Source organism: Paenibacillus pini JCM 16418 (assembly GCF_000576305.1).
Lineage (GTDB): Bacteria > Bacillota > Bacilli > Paenibacillales > Paenibacillaceae > Paenibacillus_AQ > Paenibacillus_AQ pini.
This window is the reverse complement of sequence record NZ_BAVZ01000002.1, coordinates 1-20,953: the sequence shown is the minus strand read 5'-3', so window position 1 is coordinate 20,953 and position 20,953 is coordinate 1. Positions and strand designations below refer to the sequence as shown.

At 43.1% G+C, this 20,953-nt stretch carries 14 protein-coding genes, 6 tRNA genes and 5 pseudogenes; 4 read left to right on the top strand and 21 right to left on the bottom strand.

Annotated elements, in window-relative coordinates:
* Positions 1 to 84 precede the first annotated feature (84 nt).
* The 5 genes and pseudogenes from recJ to JCM16418_RS03335 all read right to left on the bottom strand — a co-directional run bounded on the left by recJ (position 85) and on the right by JCM16418_RS03335 (position 6,277).
* Positions 85 to 2,495: pseudogene (gene recJ, locus JCM16418_RS03355) on the bottom strand (single-stranded-DNA-specific exonuclease RecJ).
* A 54-nt stretch (positions 2,496 to 2,549) separates the two neighbouring features.
* Positions 2,550 to 3,506 carry a cation diffusion facilitator family transporter gene (locus tag JCM16418_RS03350; RefSeq protein WP_036646226.1) on the bottom strand — a complete coding sequence of 319 codons (957 nt, stop codon included), beginning with the start codon at positions 3,504 to 3,506 and terminating at the stop codon, positions 2,550 to 2,552.
* Between the two features lie 193 nt (positions 3,507 to 3,699).
* On the bottom strand, positions 3,700 to 4,605 hold the full coding sequence (gene secF / locus JCM16418_RS24155; RefSeq protein WP_036646225.1) for a protein translocase subunit SecF: 906 nt from the start codon (positions 4,603 to 4,605) through the stop codon (positions 3,700 to 3,702).
* Positions 4,595 to 5,865, bottom strand: a pseudogene (secD, locus tag JCM16418_RS24150) (protein translocase subunit SecD). The gene secF and the pseudogene secD overlap by 11 nt, the downstream one beginning before the upstream one ends.
* Positions 5,866 to 6,022: 157 nt before the next feature.
* Complete coding sequence (locus JCM16418_RS03335) at positions 6,023 to 6,277, bottom strand: post-transcriptional regulator (protein ID WP_036646223.1); 255 nt, start codon at positions 6,275 to 6,277, stop codon at positions 6,023 to 6,025.
* Positions 6,278 to 6,504: 227 nt separating this feature from the next.
* Here JCM16418_RS03335 and spoVB point away from each other — a divergent pair, with 227 nt between their 5' ends.
* On the top strand, positions 6,505 to 8,079 hold the full coding sequence (gene spoVB, locus JCM16418_RS03330; protein WP_036646890.1) for a stage V sporulation protein B: 1,575 nt from the start codon (positions 6,505 to 6,507) through the stop codon (positions 8,077 to 8,079).
* Here the strand turns inward: spoVB and JCM16418_RS03325 are convergent, their stop codons facing one another.
* Positions 8,080 to 8,892, bottom strand: a complete 813-nt coding sequence (locus tag JCM16418_RS03325; protein WP_036646220.1) for a DUF421 domain-containing protein — start codon at positions 8,890 to 8,892, stop codon at positions 8,080 to 8,082.
* A 170-nt stretch (positions 8,893 to 9,062) separates the two neighbouring features.
* On the opposite strand from JCM16418_RS03325, the gene JCM16418_RS03320 reads away from it, so the two are divergent.
* Positions 9,063 to 9,455, top strand: coding sequence for a TIGR04086 family membrane protein (locus JCM16418_RS03320; protein WP_036646219.1), 393 nt, complete (start codon positions 9,063 to 9,065; stop codon positions 9,453 to 9,455).
* An 87-nt stretch (positions 9,456 to 9,542) separates the two neighbouring features.
* A complete protein-coding gene (locus JCM16418_RS03315; protein ID WP_036646889.1) occupies positions 9,543 to 10,364 on the top strand; it encodes a phosphatase PAP2 family protein in 822 nt (273 codons plus the stop codon).
* Positions 10,365 to 10,423: 59 nt separating this feature from the next.
* Here JCM16418_RS03315 and yajC read toward each other — a convergent pair whose 3' ends face one another.
* The 8 genes and pseudogenes from yajC to JCM16418_RS03275 form a co-directional block, all read right to left on the bottom strand.
* Entirely contained in the window at positions 10,424 to 10,744 is a 321-nt protein-coding gene (gene yajC / locus JCM16418_RS03310) for a preprotein translocase subunit YajC (RefSeq protein ID WP_036646888.1), read from the bottom strand.
* Between the two features lie 62 nt (positions 10,745 to 10,806).
* Positions 10,807 to 11,946 (bottom strand): tRNA guanosine(34) transglycosylase Tgt, encoded by a 1,140-nt coding sequence (tgt, locus tag JCM16418_RS03305; RefSeq protein ID WP_036646216.1) that lies wholly within the window; start codon positions 11,944 to 11,946, stop codon positions 10,807 to 10,809.
* A 37-nt stretch (positions 11,947 to 11,983) separates the two neighbouring features.
* Positions 11,984 to 13,011: pseudogene (gene queA, locus JCM16418_RS03300) on the bottom strand (tRNA preQ1(34) S-adenosylmethionine ribosyltransferase-isomerase QueA).
* 7 nt (positions 13,012 to 13,018) lie between these two features.
* Positions 13,019 to 15,103: a SpoIID/LytB domain-containing protein gene (locus tag JCM16418_RS03295; RefSeq protein WP_036646213.1), complete on the bottom strand. Its 2,085-nt coding sequence runs from the start codon at positions 15,101 to 15,103 to the stop codon at positions 13,019 to 13,021.
* A 52-nt stretch (positions 15,104 to 15,155) separates the two neighbouring features.
* A pseudogene (gene ruvB / locus JCM16418_RS03290) lies at positions 15,156 to 16,162 on the bottom strand (Holliday junction branch migration DNA helicase RuvB).
* Between the two features lie 38 nt (positions 16,163 to 16,200).
* Positions 16,201 to 16,815: a Holliday junction branch migration protein RuvA gene (ruvA, locus tag JCM16418_RS03285; protein ID WP_036646210.1), complete on the bottom strand. Its 615-nt coding sequence runs from the start codon at positions 16,813 to 16,815 to the stop codon at positions 16,201 to 16,203.
* Positions 16,812 to 17,315, bottom strand: a complete 504-nt coding sequence (gene ruvC, locus JCM16418_RS03280) for a crossover junction endodeoxyribonuclease RuvC (RefSeq protein ID WP_036646207.1) — start codon at positions 17,313 to 17,315, stop codon at positions 16,812 to 16,814. The genes ruvA and ruvC overlap by 4 nt, the downstream gene beginning before the upstream one ends.
* A 137-nt stretch (positions 17,316 to 17,452) precedes the next feature.
* Positions 17,453 to 18,352 carry a LysR family transcriptional regulator gene (locus JCM16418_RS03275; protein WP_036646204.1) on the bottom strand — a complete coding sequence of 300 codons (900 nt, stop codon included), beginning with the start codon at positions 18,350 to 18,352 and terminating at the stop codon, positions 17,453 to 17,455.
* A gap of 119 nt (positions 18,353 to 18,471) precedes the next feature.
* Between JCM16418_RS03275 and JCM16418_RS03270 the strand changes: the two are divergent.
* Positions 18,472 to 19,538: pseudogene (locus JCM16418_RS03270) on the top strand (branched-chain amino acid aminotransferase).
* A 70-nt stretch (positions 19,539 to 19,608) separates the two neighbouring features.
* On the opposite strand, the gene JCM16418_RS03265 reads toward JCM16418_RS03270, so the two are convergent.
* The 7 genes from JCM16418_RS03265 to JCM16418_RS03235 form a co-directional block, all read right to left on the bottom strand.
* Positions 19,609 to 20,277, bottom strand: a complete 669-nt coding sequence (locus tag JCM16418_RS03265; RefSeq protein WP_036646201.1) for a BofC C-terminal domain-containing protein — start codon at positions 20,275 to 20,277, stop codon at positions 19,609 to 19,611.
* Between the two features lie 98 nt (positions 20,278 to 20,375).
* Positions 20,376 to 20,449: transfer RNA gene (locus JCM16418_RS03260), tRNA-Pro, on the bottom strand.
* A gap of 22 nt (positions 20,450 to 20,471) precedes the next feature.
* Positions 20,472 to 20,551, bottom strand: a tRNA-Leu gene (locus JCM16418_RS03255).
* A 17-nt stretch (positions 20,552 to 20,568) separates the two neighbouring features.
* Positions 20,569 to 20,645 (bottom strand) — tRNA-Arg (locus JCM16418_RS03250).
* A 14-nt stretch (positions 20,646 to 20,659) separates the two neighbouring features.
* A tRNA-Gly gene (locus JCM16418_RS03245) sits at positions 20,660 to 20,734 on the bottom strand.
* A 6-nt stretch (positions 20,735 to 20,740) separates the two neighbouring features.
* Positions 20,741 to 20,824, bottom strand: a tRNA-Leu gene (locus JCM16418_RS03240).
* 38 nt (positions 20,825 to 20,862) lie between these two features.
* Positions 20,863 to 20,938 (bottom strand) — tRNA-Lys (locus JCM16418_RS03235).
* Between the last annotated feature and the right edge of the window lie 15 nt (positions 20,939 to 20,953).

Here is a 20,953-nt window from a genome sequence, read left to right as displayed (position 1 = left end):
AAAAGTTTTACGAAGTAAAAACTTACTTCGTAAGCATAATCTAAGTTTTACGAAGTACAACTTACTTTGCAAGAAAATCCTAAGTTAAGCAGTTGGTACTCCTTGTAAACGGGTCATTATCCAATTCGTCAACTGAGAAGTGTCGGTATGAATCATTTGCTGTTCCAGCTCAGCAAGCTGACCTAGATCACGGAAATGACGTGATGTATCCAAATCTCGCTTCGCTGGCTGCGGAATGAACCGAATCTGTCCGTTTCCCCGCTCAATGAAATTAAGCTCCTCAAACACATTCATCATCTTCGATAACATCCGAACCGTTGAGGAAGACTGCTGGCTTAAACGCAGTAGTGCTTCACTCTCCTGTACAGGCTCGGCAGCAATCCGAGCAAGCATAACATATAGCTGCTTGAACAAATCACGTGTAGGTATGGACAACCTTTCCACGGTTTGTCTACCTGGATGAATAAGTATCAAATTTGCTAACTGTTTAAAAGAGCTAAGCAGTTCCTTGAGTTGAGCCGTCGATTGAGGCACATTGAGCATAAACAAAGTGTTTACACGATCACGTCCATGTCTTTCGGCAGAATCATTCCAAGCCTGAATATTCATATTATGATCATATACCATAGGGTTGAATCATTCAGATGAGTTATAGGTAATTCAGGAGCCGCATCGGGATGGAAAACTACGGCCATTTGAGAAGCACTAAAACCCATGTGAGGCACAAGCACCTGGTACAGACGCTCTGCTTCTTGCCAAGGCTCTCGCGCTCCCCTTAGATCCAGAACTTGTGGCTTTGGAACTGATAAATCTTGGAGCATAAGCTGAGGTTTACGTGAACCATTCCATTCATTAACAGATAATTCACCTAACACGTCAAGCATATCACCTTCAGTGAGCATATCAGCGACATCACCTCTGCCAAAAGCTACGGCTTCTAGCTTATAACTACCTTGCTGTAATACTAACTTCAAATGATTGCCTTCCCGCCCCATCTTACGGGTCTCCAGTAATTTCACATTGCGAAATATGAATTTTGGAACCGGATTCGACATACCGAACGGAGCCAACATACTCATTTCATCAATCGTAGAGAGTGGTACATCTGCAAAACTCCATTCACCATCGGAAGGAGTCTCTGGAACAAAATCCTGCGCACTCAGCACCTGTGCTGCATGTTCATTCAGACCATTCTCAAAGGCAACTAGGTTATCCCGATGTAGACTCATACCTGCCGCAGCAGGATGACCACCAAAGTGATCCATCGCATGGCTACAGGAGTTAAGTGCCTCATAGATATCGAGTCCCGGAATAGAACGTGCAGAACCCTTGCACATTCCAGTCGCTTCGTCGATCCCCAGAATAATAACCGGCCGATAATAACGTTCTAGTATTTTGGAAGCCACTATACCAACAACGCCAACGTTCCATCCGATCCCAGCCAGTACGATAACATGAGGAACGTCCCGGCCTTTCATTTTATCCTGTAGCTGCGTCAAAGCATCTTCCACGATATGTTCCACAACTTGTTGACGCTTCTTATTTAAATCATCAAGAGCATGAGAAAGCCGCTGAGCCTCGTCCGGATCATCAGTCGTCAGCAATGCAACCGCCGAACCAGCATGATCCAATCTACCACTGGCATTAATCCTCGGAGCCATACCAAAAGCGACATTCGTTGAAGTCACCTTTGACATCGTTATACCGCTAACTTCCATTAGCGAACGAATACCCACGAAGGAAGAACTTTGCATACACTCCAGACCCTTGCGCACCAGAATTCGGTTCTCATCCGTGAGTGGCATTAAATCTGCGATGGTTCCAATCGCTACAATTTCTGTCCATTCTATCGGCGGTTCTCCCAGCATAGCCTGAGTAAGCTTATAAGCCACCCCTACACCAGCGAGTCCTTTAAAAGGATATGGGCAGCCAGGTTGCTTCGGATTAATAATAGCATACGCTTCTGGAAGTATAGCTGGCGGCTCATGATGGTCGGTAACGATGACCTCCATACCTAGTGAGTTCGCATGTGCAATCTGCTCCACCGCACTTATACCCGTATCCACCGTAATCACTAGGCTCACGCCCTGCTGGTGTGCCCAGTCTAGCGCGTGATTGTGAAGACCATACCCTTCGTTCGAACGGTGTGGGATATAAATATCATAGGAAGCACCCATATAGCGCATAAATTGGATCATTAGCGATGTACTCGAAACACCATCAGCATCATAATCCCCATATATTAAAATGTGTTCTCCGCTCTCAACCGCTTGTTGAATCCGTAAAACGGCCTCTTTCATGCCTAGTAGCAAAAAGGGATCATATAAATCCTCAAGACCGCCATGCAGAAAAGCCTTTCCTTCTGAAGGTGTTACCACACCTCTGTTGACAAGGAGCGCGCCAAGCATGGGAGAAACGGACAATGCCTCCGCCAGATGCTCAGCACAATGAGCATCACTGGCAGGAGGCTGCCATACATATTTTGATTGAAGCAATCGTATTCACCTTTCTTTCCCTGCCAAGTTCCTTACAACATTCACATGTGAATGTTATTGAATAATCGTCGGCAACTCATTATCCGTAAGCTCATGATTCGATTTATACGGATAACCGGGATCATAGGGAACGACTTGAATCTGAACATCACTGACGTGCACAAACCGATGCATTAACAGCTTCCTAGCCCGTTCAGCAATATCATGAGCCTCTAGAACCGTGATCCGGGGATTCACGCTGATTTTAAGATCAATCGTAACATAGTGGCCCTGTTCCTGCGCCCTTAAATCATTCACCGTAATAACACCATGTACACGCTGTACGGTTTCAATAAAACTAATAGCGTCCTCTTCTTCCGTTTCCTGAACCAAGGTTCCATATACAGAATTAACAATCAATTGATAGCCTTTAAAGAGTACGAATCCCGCCACAATTAGAGCAGAAACAGGACCCATATACAGAAGTGCTGACCACTGGAAGGTATCGCCTGCCATTGTCAAAAATATTCCCACGAGCACTGTAAGTGAAGAATAGAGCCCAAAACGATGATTCTCTGCATAGGTGTTATGCTTCCCATCACCCGATTTTCTGGACTGACGAAATTGGAACTGGAAAATGGCTTCTTTCACTGCTAAAGACACAAATATCGCAATAAGTGAAAACTGTTCTGGTACACGCAGATTCCCTGTAGATAGTTCGCGAATCGCAGCCACGGCAATTTGTAGTCCACCCATCAGGACAAGTACTGCGAATAAAACAGCTAGCATCGGCTCTGTTCTACCCGAAGGAACCTCATATTTTTGCAAGTTTCGAGACTTGGTACCCGATCGCCATGAAATTCGTTGTGCAAGTGCTCTAGCTGCATCTGAAAGAGAATATAATGCATCTCCTAGAAGTGCTTTACTACCTGAGAAATATCCAACAACGCCTTTGAAAACAGCGAGCATCAGATCACCGACAATTCCCGTCCAAGTGACCGTATCGGATGCTCTTGAAAGTTGTGTGCCCATGATAGCCTCCCCTCCGGCAATCCCAAATGCCGATTTCATCTGAAAATGGACAATCCCTTCACAGGTATGCTTTCCTTGTCCGTTAATTCAAAATAAATGAGCATATGCAAGTGTTGAGTGAAATGCACACGTTCCCCTAATCATTCAGAAAGCCGCGTCGCATAGACGCGGCTTTCCTTAAGCAACTTCATAGTTAAGCTTTGGAAGGCTTGGCTACCTTCGAATTGGTCTTTTGTTTGTTTTTGAAAATTAACCAAAGTGGGCTTGCAATAAAGATGGAAGAATAAGCTCCGAATAGCAAACCGACAACCATTGCAAGTGAGAACATTTTGATTGATTCTCCACCTAAGATAAACATGAAGAATGCTGCAATAAATACAGTTAAAGCTGTATATATAGAGCGCATAAGCATTTGGTTGACACTCTTATTCATCAAAGCAGCTAGATCAACCTTCGTCTTCTGTTTACCAAAGCGTAGATTTTCTCGGATTCGGTCAAAGACAACGATCGTATCGTTAATGGAATAACCGATAATAGTCAGTACAGCGATGATAAAGGTTAAGCTCACTTCTAGCCGGAAGATTGAGAATACTGCCACAACCATAAACGCATCATGCAACAGAGCGATAATAGCTGCCACAGCGAAGCGCCACTCAAAACGGATACTTACATAAATAATAATACCAATACAAGAAATCAGCACGGCATAAATAGCATTCCGTCCAAGTTCCTTAGCCATTTCCGTATCGACTGTATTCACTTCAAAGGAAGCCGTCTTGTCCAGCTTTTGAATACCTGTTTTTAGTTGATCATCTGTCTCAGGAGTAAGTACTTTAGTAAAACGAATATTCATTCGTTTATCTCCTGGGGCGATCGTTGCTTCTTTACTTAGACCCATTTGATCGACGATAGGCTGAACTTCAGCCTTAGTTAAATTTTTAGATAACTTAATATCTACATTGGAACCAGCTTGGAAGTCAACACCATAATTCAATCCGAAGATGGAGAGCATGATAATGCCCGCAATCGTCAGCGCGATTGAGAAAATAAATGTGTATTTACTCAGCTTTACGAAATCATATTCTTTATTAAAGTGCATTAATTTCACTCTCCTTTACCCCGAACTGCTTCGGCTTCTTAAGCAGTCCAGCCTTGACCAGAAGATTAAGCAAGAAGTGGGTGAAATAAACGTTCGTTAGGATACTAAGTACAATTTCAACAATGAGTACTAATGCGAAACCTTTAACGGACCCCGTACCGAATGCAAACATTACACCTCCGACAATAATTGTCGTAATGTTGGAATCCAGAATCGTACGCATGGAGGATTTATTTCCTGCCTTAACTGAAGAGAGCACACTTCTACCATTGCGCATTTCTTCCCTGATCCGTTCGTTTGTAATAATGTTAGCATCCACCGCCATACCGATACCCAAGATAAATGCAGCAATACCCGGCAAGGTTAAGGTGAAATCGGCCCATACAAATACTAATATTAACAGCCAAGTATGTGCAATAAGTCCAAAGCTAGCAATAACGCCTGGTAGACGATACATACCAATCATAAATATAAGAATGACAATAGAGCTATGATACCCGCTTCAATCGTTTTCTCAAGAGACTGTTTACCCAATGTAGCTCCTACACTTTGGGAATACTTCTCAGTAAGTTTCAACGGTAATGCGCCCAAGTTAATCGTATCTCGAAGTTGATTAGCTTCAACTTTAGTATAATTACCTGTAATTGAAGCATTTCCATCTGTCAGTTCGCCTCTTACTTCTGGAGCTGACAGCATCGTTTCATCTAGGAAGATTGCAAGATTCTTGTTAAGCAAACGCTTGGTTAACGCAGCAAATTCTTTCTTGTCCTTAACTTTAATGTTAATTTGAGGCTGGTTTAGTGAGTCATAACTCACACTTGCTCCGTTTTCAACGAAGTCACTACCTACCATCTCAATCTTACAATAAACATCTTTCGCTGTGCTTTTTTCTGTTGGTGCCTTACAGCCATCCGCACTTCGGAAAGTCAAAGAAGCAGGTTCTTTCATTTTCTTTCTTACTTCAGTTTCATTCGTAACACCAGCAATTTTAAGCCGAATCCGATTTGTGCCTTCAGTTGTTACCTCAGGCTCACTGGTTCCAAGTGCATTAGCACGCTTCTCCAGACTTTCAGCTGTACGAATGAGAGATTGGCGAGTTACACTCTGACCTTTCTCCAAAGGCTGCGCTTCATATAATATCTCGAAGCCTCCTTTAAGATCTAGACCTAACCTAACATTGTTCAACAATGATGGGCTTGACCAGGCCATGACCCCTATCGCTACAAGCACGACGATGATAAAAGTAGTAATTCTTTTCATGCCGTTCCTAGTTCCCCTTTCGTTCTCAATATTCCTATTATAGCTATGCGTCAAAATGCAGTCAATTTATCAATTCTTGTCGACTATATATTTTGACGTTTGTTAGGTTCATATGACACATATGAAGACATCACCATAAAAAAGATCCTTTTCCTATTTAGAAAATGGATCCCTTATATGCAGATATCGTCATATAATTCATGAAACTTAACACTTTTAAAGATAAGATGTCGTTTACCAACTGATGCAGCGGAGGAACCCCACTTTTCTCATATTTACTACTAACACATTCCCATATATCTTTACTCGTTACATGCTCATAACCTACAAGTCTAAATTCTTCTGCTTTGCTCTGGCACATGGATTCGATGGCTCCTTCAAGCTCTGCTGCATTTAAATTCTCTGACTCCATCCGCTTCGCCTCCTCAATTGCCTTCTGCTTTCTTATGTATTAACCTGTGGCCTGATTCAACATTCGACCTCCACCCTTATCTTTCCTTCTTTTTGACGGAATGTTCTCATCTACAAAGACAATGGCATGAGAATGGACAGGTCCAGCATATTCATATACAAAAGGTCTGACACACATCATAACAGTATAGCCTCGACCCAGGAAGAGGGAGGGAACATTTGAAGAAGATACACAAACAAACGTTTATTCAGGGGACGATGATTTTGCTTGCAGCTGGAATAATCAACCGTATTTTAGGTTTTATTCCACGAATTGCTCTTCCCCGTATCATCGGTGCTGAAGGAGTAGGTATATTTCAATTAGGCTACCCCTTCTTTCTGGTTATCATGACATTGATTACTGGCGGTATTCCCCTCGCTGTAGCCAAGTTAGTATCTGAGGCTGAGACGGAAGGACGGCCTAAGCATTCGCATTTAGTTTTAAAAATTAGTCTAGCTCTAACCTTAGGTCTAGGCACCTTATTTATGGGGCTATGCCTGTGGTTTGCTCCATGGGTAACACGCGTTTTCCTTCCAGATCAGCGAGTGTACTATACTTTCATCGCGATGAGTCCCATGCTCGTCATTGTTGCTGTTTCATCTGTATATAGGGGGTACTTTCAAGGCAAGCAGAACATGATCCCATCCGCAACTTCGTCCATCATTGAAAGTCTAGTCCGAATTGTCTGTATCCTGTGGTTCTCCTATCTGTTGCTACCGAAAGGAATCGCATTCGCAGCTGCTGGAGCAATGCTCGGAGTTATGGCGGGTGAATTTATCGGATTAATGGTATTGCTGTGGCAATATTACCGTGAACCTAAGGTTACATTTAGCATAGGAGATCAACATAAAACCGCCGACAACAGTTCAATCACTGGAAAAAGGATGTTTGCACTTCTATTGCGGATTACGGTTCCTGTTACAGGGGGTAAGCTCATTGGTTCCTTTTCTTACTTACTTGAGTCCATTATTATCGCCCAAAGTCTGGCTCTTGCGGGATTCGCCACCTCAGCAGCAACCGCACAATATGGGGCGCTACAGGGTATGATTATCCCCATTTTACTGCTGCCAGGTGCTTTGACCTCTTCACTTGCTGTTTCATTAATTCCATCGCTATCCGAAGCAGCAGCCAGACGAGATGTAGTAACAATTCATAAGAGACTGAATCAGACTATTCGATTGTCCCTAGTGAGTGGAGCGCCGTTTGCAGTCATGATGTATGTGCTTGCAGAACCATTATGTTTGTTACTTTATAATAATTCAGACATTTCCGACATGCTGCGATTAATGGCTCCATTTGGGCTATTCCTGTATGTCCAAGCACCACTTCAAGCTACCCTACAAGCACTCGATAGACCAGGCAGAGCTTTAGTCAACACCTTAGTAGGCGCAGGGATCAAATTAATATTAATATTATATTTAGCTTCCCAGCCACAATACGGTATCTATGGTGCGATTATTGCCATCATTATTAACAGCATCGTAGTCACCTTACTGCATGGTTATAGCGTAAGCCGTCTACTTGCTTACAGATTTAAACTTCTAGATTTCTTAAAACTTACCGCTGCAATGATTATTATGGCTGGTAGCACTAGGTACAGCTATCTACATCTTCCCTACCAACATGTTACTTGGATGCAGTTCACTGTTTCGATAATCATCGGGATGCTCGTCTTTATCATCATCATTTTCTCTTCTAAACTGGTTTCACTAAGGGATTTAGGAAGGGTTCCATGGATTGGAAAATGGTTTCGACCCGCTTAATTATTTCCGATCGACATAAATTTGTCCTTTATGGTCAATCGAACACAGAAATACATCTTTGAAATCTCGGACTCCTTTTTGTTCAATTTGATTTTTCAGCCAAAATCTCGTTTTGTTAAGTCGATGCAAATTATCATCCTGCACTTTTCCATCCATAATTAGTGGAACTGGCAATACACCATAACTGAACTGTCCCGCTGGAATCAGTATCTTTCTTCTTTTTCTAGATCTACGGGATTGACCAAAAATCGGAATGCTTTGATCTTCTGATGAAGACGATGGTTCTAATGGTGTGTTCTGGAAACTTTTTTTCCTTATCACTTCTTGTCGTAAAGAAGAATTCGGATGATTGGATGACGATTTTTTAGGAATAACCGTTAATTGACCCGAGGTTTCCAGAATGGCAAACTCGACATCCGATACATTTTCAATCTTTTGTCCTCGTAGTTGTAGTAATAGATCATCTAAATTGTATCGCTGCTTCTTCATTTCTTCGCGATGTAATTTGCCACCGGACACCAGAATACTTGGCTTCCCTTCAAATAACAAACGAAGGCCGCGATTCTTCAAACTGACAAAAGCTATAAGCAACTGAATCAAGACCAGCGTGGCCATTGGAATGATTCCCTCATATATAGGGCGATGTATATCTTCGAGTACAAACACCGCGATTTCTGCAATCATAATGGAGATAACCAAATCAAATATCGACAGCTTTCCGATTTCTCTTTTTCCCATAATGCGCAACGTTAAATAGATCACGAAATACATTAGAATCGTACGGAAAATATAACTCCAAATATCAGATGCCATGTATCCACCTGCTCCCTCCAGCAATCATTGAATCCATGGTGATATTTTGGCCTTACATTATTTCACACATACAGAACTCCGGTAATTAATTATTGGAAAATTACTTGTACTAATGGGGCAAGCCTGCTCATAGATTTACAATAACTTATGGTCATGGAAGGGGTACTTTTATGCATATAGTTCGGCGCTTGTTCTCTTATCGGATTACTAATCCGACTCTATCGGGATTGTATTACGCCTTTGTCTGGATGATGATGGGCGCACTATTACTTTCACTGATCTTGTGGATGAGTGGCATGCGGGAACAAAGTCTTTCACACTACACCTATGTAGTCCATGCCCTCTCCGCGTTTGCTGGCGGTTTAGTGTCTGGTAAACGTTCCGGCAAAAGAGGGTGGTATCAAGGCGGAATGACGGGGCTTATATACGGATTCCTTGTCATCATGATCGGATTTCTTGCACTGGATAGTTCCATAAAGACTGGTGATTTAATTCTCGCATCTCTTGCCTTTGCTTCGGGTTCAATTGGTGGCATGATTGGTGTCAATAGTAGAAATAATTAGTAGCATTTCTTCTCTTAAAATATGGTACACTGTTTTCACGTGATTATTTTTTAAGAGGGGGCTTTTTTCGCTTTGCTATACCAAAACATGCAGGTAGTATCCATTGCCTCAACTATAGCTGTATTCTTATTAATATGGCTGGGTACGTTGCGTAATCCATTCAGAGCGGCCTACTTATTCATAAGAGAGCTGCTAACCTCGCGTAAATTTTTGTTACTTTTCTGTATTATGGTATGCATTTTATTGTTTAACAAATATGAATTAAAGATCGAGGAACGCCTACATTTTAATACTGACTTTACCCCTTGGGTCTATGGGTTAGAGGGAGATTTTGTCCAAAATCTCCAGAATTTTTTCCATAGCAGCTATATTACCCCGATCTCTGTTTTTTTCTATGTCATTATCTTTCAATCGCTCTTAATTGCTTCAATCGGTGTGTATATTTCCGACCAGAACAAAGTGTTTGTGATCGCGACCTGCTTTGCAATCATCATTAACTACTCTGTCGCTATTCCATTTTATCTCTTTTTTCCTGTTAATGAAGTATGGTCGTATCCACCTGCCGGAGTATCATTTCTTATGCTCGATGTATTCCCGAGATTTGAGGAGGCCTATCGTCCACTATCTGGTCTGAACAACTGTTTTCCAAGTTTGCATACTTCCATTTCCGTGACCATGCTTGTACTCGGTATACGTTCGGGCAATCGTAGATTTGCTGTAATGACGGCAATTAGTGCCACTGTTATTATTTTCAGCATATTCTATCTTGGCATTCACTGGTTAACTGATATGGTAGCAGGTACGATGCTAGGCTTACTTGCTTCTAACTTAGGTATTTATTTTGCGAAACTATCGCTTAAGAATAACCAACCCTACCGTCTCAACAAAAATCAAAAAATGTATTCATAAAAAGGCTCCTCCATTCATCATCAGACGAATGGAGAAGCCTTTTTGTGTATATCCTCTTCTTATGCTTCCTTTGTTTCTACCTCGGAAGAATTAACCGCATGACTGATTGAACCTCGGTCAAACGTAAGTTTCGTTACATCATTCACTCGCAGAATTACAATATCGTCTGAAATTTCCAAGATTGTTCCGTGCAACCCACCAATGGTGACTACCTTGTCCCCTTTTTTAAGTGCACTAAGCATGGAATTACGAGTCTTCGATTTCTTCTGCTGTGGACGGATTAACAGGAAATAGAAAATCGCGAACATTAAGACTAGTGGCAAAATCATGCCCGTTAGACCTGATCCAGCACTAGCGGTTGGAGCTGCTGCTTCCAACATACTATTTACCATATTCTTTCCCCCCTTTCATGAACATTCCCATTGTTGCCACTTACATTTCATTAAAAACCACTTTTATTCTCATAAAGCCCGTACTTCTCAAAAAACTCATCGCGAAAATCAAGCAGTCTGTCATCCATGATACTTTGACGCACCTGCTTCATTAAGTTCAGAAGGAAGTGCAGATTGTGGTAAGTCGTCAGCCTTAGACCGAATGTCTCATCGGCTTTAATTAAATGCCGTAGATAGGCTCTTGAATAGTTCTGACAAGTATAGCAGTCACACTCTGGATCAAGAGGGCCAAAATCTCTAGCAAATTTGGCATTGCGTACTACCAGTCGTCCCTGGCTTGTCATCGTTGTTCCGTTGCGAGCAATCCGTGTAGGTAGAACGCAATCAAACATGTCCACTCCCCGAATCGATCCTTCTAATAAAGCATCTGGTGATCCTACCCCCATCAAATAACGAGGTTTGTCCTGAGGGAGTAAGGGAACAGTGTAATCCAACACGTCATACATGATCTGCTTAGACTCTCCCACGCTGAGTCCACCAATAGCATACCCCGGGAAATCCATGGAAGTCAAATCACGCGCACTCTGCTTACGCAAATCTTCATACATACCACCTTGAACGATAGCAAACAGTCCTTGATCATGCGAACGAGCATGGCTATTAAGGCAACGTTCTGCCCAGCGAGTCGTACGTTCCAATGATTTTTTAACATAATCATATTCCGCTGGATAGGGTGGACATTCATCGAATGCCATCATAATATCTGAGCCCAGTGCATTCTGAATTTCCATAGCTACTTCTGGCGAAATGAATAGCTTATCTCCATTAAGGTGAGAACGGAAATGAACACCTTCCTCTGTAATCTTTCGCATATCACTCAAGCTGAATACTTGAAAACCGCCACTGTCTGTAAGAATCGGACGATCCCAGTTCATAAATTTGTGAAGTCCACCCGCTTCACGAATAATATCGTGACCCGGACGCAGGAAAAGGTGATAGGTGTTACTTAGAATAATTTGAGCATCCATTGCCTTAAGCTCTTCCGGACTCATGGTCTTAACCGTAGCCAAAGTACCTACAGGCATAAAGGTAGGTGTCTCAATAATTCCGTGGGGCGTGTGCACACGTCCTAAACGTGCGCCGGACTGCTTACAAGTCTTAATATGTTCGTACCATACTGCTGCTGCCATTTCATATACCTTCCTCTTATGAGCCGATCATCCGGGCTTAGTAGATAAACATTGCGTCTCCAAAACTAAAAAATCGATATTCCATATCAATCGCTTCTTGATATGCTTCTAAAATATGTTCACGTCCAGCTAAAGCGCTGACGAGCATGACCAGCGTAGATTTAGGGAGATGAAAATTCGTAATCAAAGCATTAACAACCTTAAACGAATATCCAGGGTACATGAATATATCCGTCCATCCGTTACAAGCTTCAAGTGGTCCCTCAGGGAAACGATTACCTACAGTCTCTAATGTACGACAGGAAGTCGTACCGACTGCAATAATGCGTCCTCCTTTATCTCGCGCATTATTCAATACCTCTACTGTCTCTTGCGATATCGAGTAATATTCAGCATGCATCACATGATCTTCTACTCGATCTACAGACATCGGACGAAACGTTCCTAAACCCACATGTAACGTAATAAAGGTTACCGTTACGCCTTTGGCACGAATTTCATCGAGCAATTCTTCCGTGAAATGTAAACCTGCTGTCGGTGCCGCAGCAGAGCCTTCATGACGAGAATATACCGTCTGGTAACGTTCTTTATCATCAGCTTCTCCTTAATATAAGGAGGAAGCGGCATCTGCCCCAGGCGATCTAGAATTTCTTGAAAAATGCCTTCATATGTGAAGGAGAGCACTCTTCCACCCATATCACTTTCTTCTTCAATGACTGCTTTAAGTTCGTCTCCGAAGTGAATGACGCTGCCCACCTTTAGCTTCTTGCCTGGTTTTACGAGCGCTTCCCAGCGGTCCTCTCCCAAATTTTTAAGGAGGAGAACCTCAGCCTTTGCACCAGTATCTTCTTTCAAACCAAACAACCGTGCTGGAATAACACGTGTATCATTCAACACTAAAGTATCACCTGCATGAAGCTCGTTCACAATATCTTTGAACGTATGGTGAGCCATAGCACCGCTCTCTTTATTCAGTGTCAGTAGACGTGAAGAGGTGCGGTCTTGAAGTGGAGTCTGAGCAATTAATTCCTCTGGTAATTCAAAATCATATAATTCTACATTCATGTTGTATTCAGTCCTTAACAATAGTCACATTTTGATAATAGTGTTTCAAAATATCTTGGTAACCATACCCTGCATCTGCCATACCTTTCGCTCCCCATTGCGAGAGTCCAAGTCCGTGGCCGTTACCATAGCCAGTAAACATAAAGCCTTGAGCGTTGTCTACCACTCTTGCATTCTTATCTCCATTCATAACAACAGTTCCAGCACCTGTTGCGGAAGAGACCCCTGATGCCGAAATGACAGACACTGTTGTTGATCCGTTAACCTTAGCGGTACTTCCATCCGCGCCTTGTACAGTATAGCTTCCCGTCGGTACAATATCAAACAAAGTGCTAGGAAGTCCATTCATAGCTGAACGGAACATATCCGGATATTTCACATCTAAAATTTGCCCATTAGCCTTAATTTGAAGAACACGACCTGAAGGTCCCCGTTTGGTCACTTCGAGCGTAGTAATGGACGTTGGTGCTGGTGTAGAGGTCTTCCCTTTCAAGCTTTTAACCAATTCGGCAGAAGTATAGGGTCCACGCAGCCATGCATAACTGCTGGACTCGTCTACTTTCTCAAGCACAATCGCCGTATCACCAGGATTCAGCTTAGCCACAGCGTTCACATTAGACTGGATTTGAGGAATCGGTCGGATATTCGTATCCTTAGCTGTCGCAGTAAGTTTAGTCAGTCCTGCTGCCGTAGTGCTTGTTGCCTTGACATTATCCTCTCTTACATAGCCTGTAATACCATTGCTAAGAAGAACGTGGTACCACGATTTCAGACCCTTCTGCGATGCATTGTCTTCCGCACTTGGTACTGCTGCAAAAGCATCTCCGCCACTGTTCCATACTTCCGTGGTGTCCGCAGTGTATCCCCCAGCATTCGATGAGAATACGGCTTCAACCACCTTACCGTCTTTCATCAGAACTTCGCCTTTTGTTGCGTTAACAGCCTCTATTATACTTGCTGCCTCAGCGGAAATACCATTATAAACTTGACTTAACGTTGTATCCACCACATCGGCAATTTTAAATTTATTGTTCGTAAAGGTAGCATAACTACGTGCTGAAACCGCCTGTGCTTTAAGAGACTCTATTGGCCAAGATGAAGGTACTTCTCCACCAACCACTGCGTATAAATATTGTTCTACCGGAACCTCGTTAACCAAAGCCAACTGTCCATTAAGCGAGCTGATTTCGATGCTACCGCGGTATGTTCGATTAGATCTCTCTGTGACCTTAATTCCACTTGAATCGGCTGATATTAGGCACTTGGCATTACTACCGCTTACCTGAAGATGTCTAACCGTTTGACCTAAACTTACATCCTGCCGCAAAATGATTGCCGACAAGCTGCTATCGACAGCAGACAGTGTCACCTGAGGCATCTGTTTATTCATGCTATTCTGTACAGTTGCAAGATCTGCGTCGTTTGCTGCTTCACCAACCCAAACTGCATACTGTGAGCTGCCATCCGTTGTTTGCTGAATGGCCACCATAGCATCTATACCTGTAGCTGTTATATTTGCCATAGCTGCCTCCGCCTGAGCCTGTGACGCATATATTCCAGCCGACAGATGCTTGCTCCCTTTAACGACGGGAGTTTGTCCATTTAGCTGGGCTGAAGCTGTCTTGGCTGTACGGGATGCAGCATCTTTTGCCGCTTGTTCCGTCGCATAGTTACCTGCGTACAGTTGATATGTAAGCTTACCTGCGCTGCTTACACTAAACAAGAAAGGTTTATCACTGGTTGCTGTCAGTTTCTTATAAGCATCATTCGCTGCTTTAAGATCTGTGGTTTCAAGCACCTTCACTCGGTATCCATCCACACTGAATTTAACTTGTTCATTTGGTGAAAATGAAACCAATGCACCTGTGCTAAATCCTGCTCCCCACGCCTGTCCCGATGACAGTGTTACAGAAGCAGTCGTAGATTTATAGGTACTCCCCAGATCCATAAACATACCAACTCGGATCGTATCTGCAGTCGTTCCTACAGCTCCAGCACTTGTCGGCCATATCCCTGCGGCAAGTACAGCTGCCAAAATCCCTTTACCACACCATGCTAGCGCTTTGGCTCTCGTTTCCCCTAAGTTGATCATTCATTATTCTCCCCCTTATGCTGTTGGCGTTTATTCCATTCCAATCTACGATTTAAGAACGATCAGTTGGAAAGGGTAATCCTAGGTGCTGATACGCAGCAGCCGTTACCATTCGTCCACGAGGCGTACGCTGGAGAAATCCAATTTGCAGAAGGTAAGGTTCATAGACATCTTCGATGGTCTGACTTTCTTCACCTATCGTCGCTGCAATCGTATCCAGCCCCACTGGGCCACCGCGGAAACTAGAAATCATAGAATGAAGCATTTTATAATCGATAGCATCAAGTCCTCTAGGATCGACCTGCAATAGCTTAAGTGAGTTTTCGGCAATTTCTTGCGTAATCATGCCATCACCCTTAACCTGTGCATAGTCACGAACCCGTTTAAGAAGCCTATTGGCGATCCGTGGAGTCCCCCGTGAACGCAGTGCAATTTCATCTGCGGCATTACCAATCATCTCGATGCCAAATATATCAGCAGCACGAGACACTATATAGCTCAGCTCATCTACTGTATAGAACTCTAATCGACTAACTACACCGAAACGGTCACGAAGTGGCGCAGACAGTAGACCTGCACGGGTTGTAGCACCAATTAATGTAAATGGAGGCAGGTCCAGACGCACAGAACGGGCACTTGGACCTTTTCCAATCATAATATCGAGTGCAAAATCCTCCATTGCAGGATACAACACTTCCTCTACTGTGCGATGAAGTCGGTGGATCTCATCAATAAAGAGCACATCGCCTTCCTGTAAATTAGTCAGTAGGGCCGCTAGATCTCCCGGACGCTCTATAGCCGGTCCAGAAGTCGTTCTTAGATTAACACCAAGTTCATTGGCTATAATGTTAGCTAGCGTCGTTTTACCGAGCCCTGGGGGTCCGTACAAAAGTACATGGTCCAAAGCTTCATTGCGCATTTTCGCAGCTTCTATATAAATTTTCAAGTTTTCCTTGGCTTGATTCTGTCCAATGTATTCCGCCAGATAGCGAGGACGAAGCTTAGCTCCACCGCCTGTTCTTCCATCATCAAGTTTGCTGATATAATCCGGTCTTCCATTCCTATCGCTCCTTCCCTAACAGCTTCTGCACTCTAACTCAACCCGCATAGAGCTGTTTCAGAGCCCGTTTCATAAGAACGTCTACCGTTTCCCCGAATGCTGTGTCTTCTTTAATTTTCTGCCATACGTGGTCTAGCTCCGCGTCCGTATAACCAAGTGCCTGCAAACCTTCACGAGCTTCAGACCAAGCTGAACCATCCCCCTGAACAGGTTCTGGTACTGCAAACAATCCAGAAGCAATCGTAACGTTACCTAGGCCATCAAGCTTGTCCTTCAAGTCGAGAACCATACGTTGCGCTGTCTTCTTTCCGATCCCCGGCAGTTTAGTCAGAAAAGTAAGATTCTCTTGATAGATTGCACTCACGACTTGATCCGGAGTACCTCCAGCAAGAACGCCTAGAGCAACCTTAGGTCCAATGCCTGACACATCAATTAGCTTGCGAAATAACTTCTGTTCCTCACGAGTAGCAAATCCAAACAATAGGATAGCATCTTCACGTACATGATGGTGAATGTAAACTGTCACAGAACCTTCTGTCTTGGCGATAGCAAACGGATTGGGGCAAAATACACGGTAACCCACCCCCTGTACATCCAGCACTACATATTCATTTTCCAGATGAGCAACTGTTCCTCTTAAAAAATCAATCATGTTCTCAGTACCTCATTTATTTTGGAATTTAGCGTATAGGAATGAGCATGGCAAATGGCTACCGCAAGGGCATCCGCGACATCATCCGGCTTAGGAATTTGTTGTAATCGCAAATACATGCGTACCATTTCTTGCACCTGCTTCTTCTCCGCCTTGCCATATCCCACGATCGCTTGTTTAACCTGCATTGGAGTGTATTCAGCTACAGGTAGACCTTTCTGTATCGCTGCAAGAATAAGCACTCCTCTGGCCTGACTTACCGACATCGCAGTTGTAACATTTCTATTAAAAAATAGTTTCTCGAAAGCAACAGCCTCCGGTTTATATTGATCAATGAGTTGCACCAGCGCTTCATATACATGTAGCAGTCGTTCTTCATCCGGCGTATGAGCCTCTGTCTGAATACATCCGTATTGGACCGGAGTGATCTTACTTCCGACCTTATCCACAAATCCAAAGCCGACAATGGCGATACCCGGGTCAATTCCTAAAATCCGCAAAACTAATCTCTCCCTTATCCATAAGCGAACATATGTATTCGTTCTCTTCATTATATGTAAAACTTCCAGACAAGTCTATGACTGCCCTAAAAGACTACTAGTCATAGAGAAGCTCAGATAACATTAAAGTTTCAGATTTATTCATTGCCCACTTCATCTGACAGCGGTTTATAGGTCAGAATTAATTCACGTATAAAGGCTTCAAGAGCCGTATTTATAAACTTTTCTTTACGATACACAATTCCAACCTCTTTTCTCGGCGCAGGGTCAACAATTGGAATGACATGAATTTGGGGATCATTCAGATGGATCAAATATGATTTAGGAAGAATCGTAGCTCCTACCCCTAAACGGACTAACTCCATTATCGAATCCATCGTCGATAACTCAATAATTGGTTGCATCATTAAACCGGCTTCCAAACTATATGTATCAATCATCTGCCGCACTAGAAATTTCTCTGGGAACAGAATTAATGATGTTGTGTCTAGCTGTTGAAGTCTAATTGCTAAATTCCCCGCAAGGGGATGTTCCAGACCTACCGCAAGGCTGAGCTCCTCTGTATATAGCTCCTTGCTAATAATCTGATCATCATTCAGTGGTAAGAATACAATGCCTAAATCTAATTTATTAGCCAGTAGCCCCTGCTTAGTCTCCTCTGTCGTCAATTCAAGAATAGACAATGAGACTCCAGGAACTTTCATATGAAAAGATAACAGTGTCCTTGTCAGTAAATGATTTCCCGAGCATCCAATTCGGAGCTTGCCACGTTGCATTCCTTTGAGTTCATTGATTTCAGTTTGCGCTTGTTCCAATTCATGGAATATTCGAAGGGTATGCTCCTTTAACGTCTGGCCTGCTTCAGTTAAATAGTTTTTTTTCCCAACTCGACGAAATAACATGGTGCCCATGCGGCCTTCAAGCAATTGGATCTGTTGACTAAGGGTTGGCTGACTAATACCTAACTTTGTGGCTGCCTTCGTAAAATGAAGCTCTTCGCACACCGCCATAAAATATTCAAGCAAGCGAAATTCCATCAATACTCCTCCAATTATTGGTAATGACTATTATTTTAATTGATAACATTGAATTGACCAATCGTTTTTTGTTCCTTATGATAAATATAATCTACTTAAACGATGGGAGAACGGTACACATGAATGAGGAAATCGCAGTACAACTAACTTCACAACCCAAAGAAAAGCCAGATGAACAACATCTAGGCTTTGGTCAATATTTTACAGATCATATGTTTGTCATGGATTATACCGATGGCCAAGGATGGCATGATCCTCGTATTGTCCCATATGCGCCTATCTCTTTAGATCCTGCCGCCATGGTATTTCATTACGGTCAAGCTGTGTTTGAAGGAATGAAAGCCTTCCCTCATGAATCCGGAAAAGTGCTGTTGTTCCGTCCTGATCAAAACATGCAGCGTCTGAACATTTCTAACGATCGTCTCGGAATTCCTGAAGTTTCTGGACCTTTTGTGATTAAAGCTATTCAAAAACTAGTGGACACGGATCGTAGCTGGATTCCACAAGCTCCAGGAACATCACTATATATCCGCCCTTTTATCATCGCGACAGAGCCTTGTCTGGGCGTTCGCTCATCCTACACCTATCAGCTGCTTATCATCTTATCGCCAGTAGGTGCCTATTATTCAGAGGGTCTGCAGCCTGTTAAAATTAATGTTGAAAGCTCTTATACTCGCGCCGTTCAAGGCGGTATCGGTTTCGCAAAAGCTGCCGGTAACTATGCTGCCAGCATCAAAGCTCAAAATGATGCTAAAAAAGAAGGTTTCTCTCAAGTTTTATGCTTGATGCCATTGAGAAGAAATATATTGAAGAAGTCGGTAGCATGAATATCTTTTTCAAAATTAATGGACAGGTGATTACCCCTGCTATCAATGGAAGTATCCTTGAGGGCGTAACACGACGCTCTGTCATTGCACTGCTTCAAAGCTGGGGTGTTCCTGTAGAAGAACGTAAAATTTCGATGGAGGAAGTACTCCAAGCGTCCATTAGCGGACAACTAGACGAAGCATTTGGTACAGGTACTGCTGCAGTTATTTCTCCTGTCGGTGAGCTTCACTGGAATGATCAGGAGATCCATATTAATCAAGGCAACATCGGTGAGATCTCACAGCGTTTATATGATAGCCTAACTGGTATTCAGACTGGACGTCTCCCTGACGAATTCAACTGGACCATTTCCTTCTAATATCAATCATTTCAAAGCAAAGACACCTAAGTTCAAATGAACTTAGGTGTCTTTTATGATAAACCACACGTTACCCTTCGCGCGCATAATCACTGAATGTGGATAGTACGCTATTGTACTCGTCCATATCCTGAATACGAATCCCATTATAGAGATGCTTTAGTGCTCCATCGGGTAGCGTTGATTCCATAGAATTAATATCAAGTTGAAAAAAGGTTTTAATTACTTTTTCATCTTTAGGTGGCCCATCAAATAAAGAAAGATTACCTTCTTTATCAAGACTCATATACGCTTGCTGCTTACATGTAGGTGATAAATCAGAAATACTTTCGTCAAACCATACTTTTTCCTTTGTATCCATATGTCCGTTCCAAGAGGGATGTTCGTTTATTAAAGCATATATTTCATCTGATCGGAGTAGCCCCAAGTGTTGCTCTTCCAAGCCACAAACATACATCTTCCGGATCATCACTTCATGCTTCTTAGTAGAGCTATTAAGCTGATTCCATAGCTTAGAGTTATCTCTATCTGTGTTTAGAGTACGATTATCCTGCATATATTGCAGCGTCTCCATAGCAAGAGGATCCTCTTTACTGAGCAACGATTGTACCTTACCCGGCAAATAAATACCCATCCATATCATTACAATAGCTAATAAACCTATGCCAAGTGTTAAAGAACGACGCTTCCAACGTCTTAATTGTTTTTGCAGCTTTTTCTTGAATTGAGCAGCTTTCACGGTAATCCTTCGTTCCCTCTTTTTCTTTATTGTGACCTCGGGATTACAAATTTATACAGCAAAAAAACCACCGAAATAATTCGATGGTTTCTTTAGAATCGGGACGACACGATTCGAACATGCGACCCCCTGGACCCAAACCAGGTGCTCTACCAAGCTGAGCTACGTCCCGATAAAATACTGTAATAATAAAGTGCCGATGGAGGGACTTGAACCCCCACGGTTTCCCTCACGATTTTGAGTCGCGCGCGTCTGCCAATTCCGCCACACCGGCTTAGATAAAATATAAAATGGCGCGCCCTAAGAGATTCGAACTCCTGGCCTTTTGATTCGTAGTCAAACGCTCTATCCAGCTGAGCTAAGGGCGCATATACATTTGTAATGGAGCGGACGACGGGAATCGAACCCGCGACCCTCGCCTTGGCAAGGCGATGCTCTACCGCTGAGCCACGTCCGCAAATAGTGGTGCGCGTGGAGGGACTTGAACCCCCACGTCATAGACGCTAGATCCTAAGTCTAGTGCGTCTGCCAATTCCGCCACACGCGCACATTTGAAGGCAGTTCCTTATAAAACAAGGAGTAAAATGGTGAGCCATGTAGGATTCGAACCTACGACACCCTGATTAAAAGTCAGGTGCTCTACCAACTGAGCTAATGGCTCTTAATTTGATAAAAA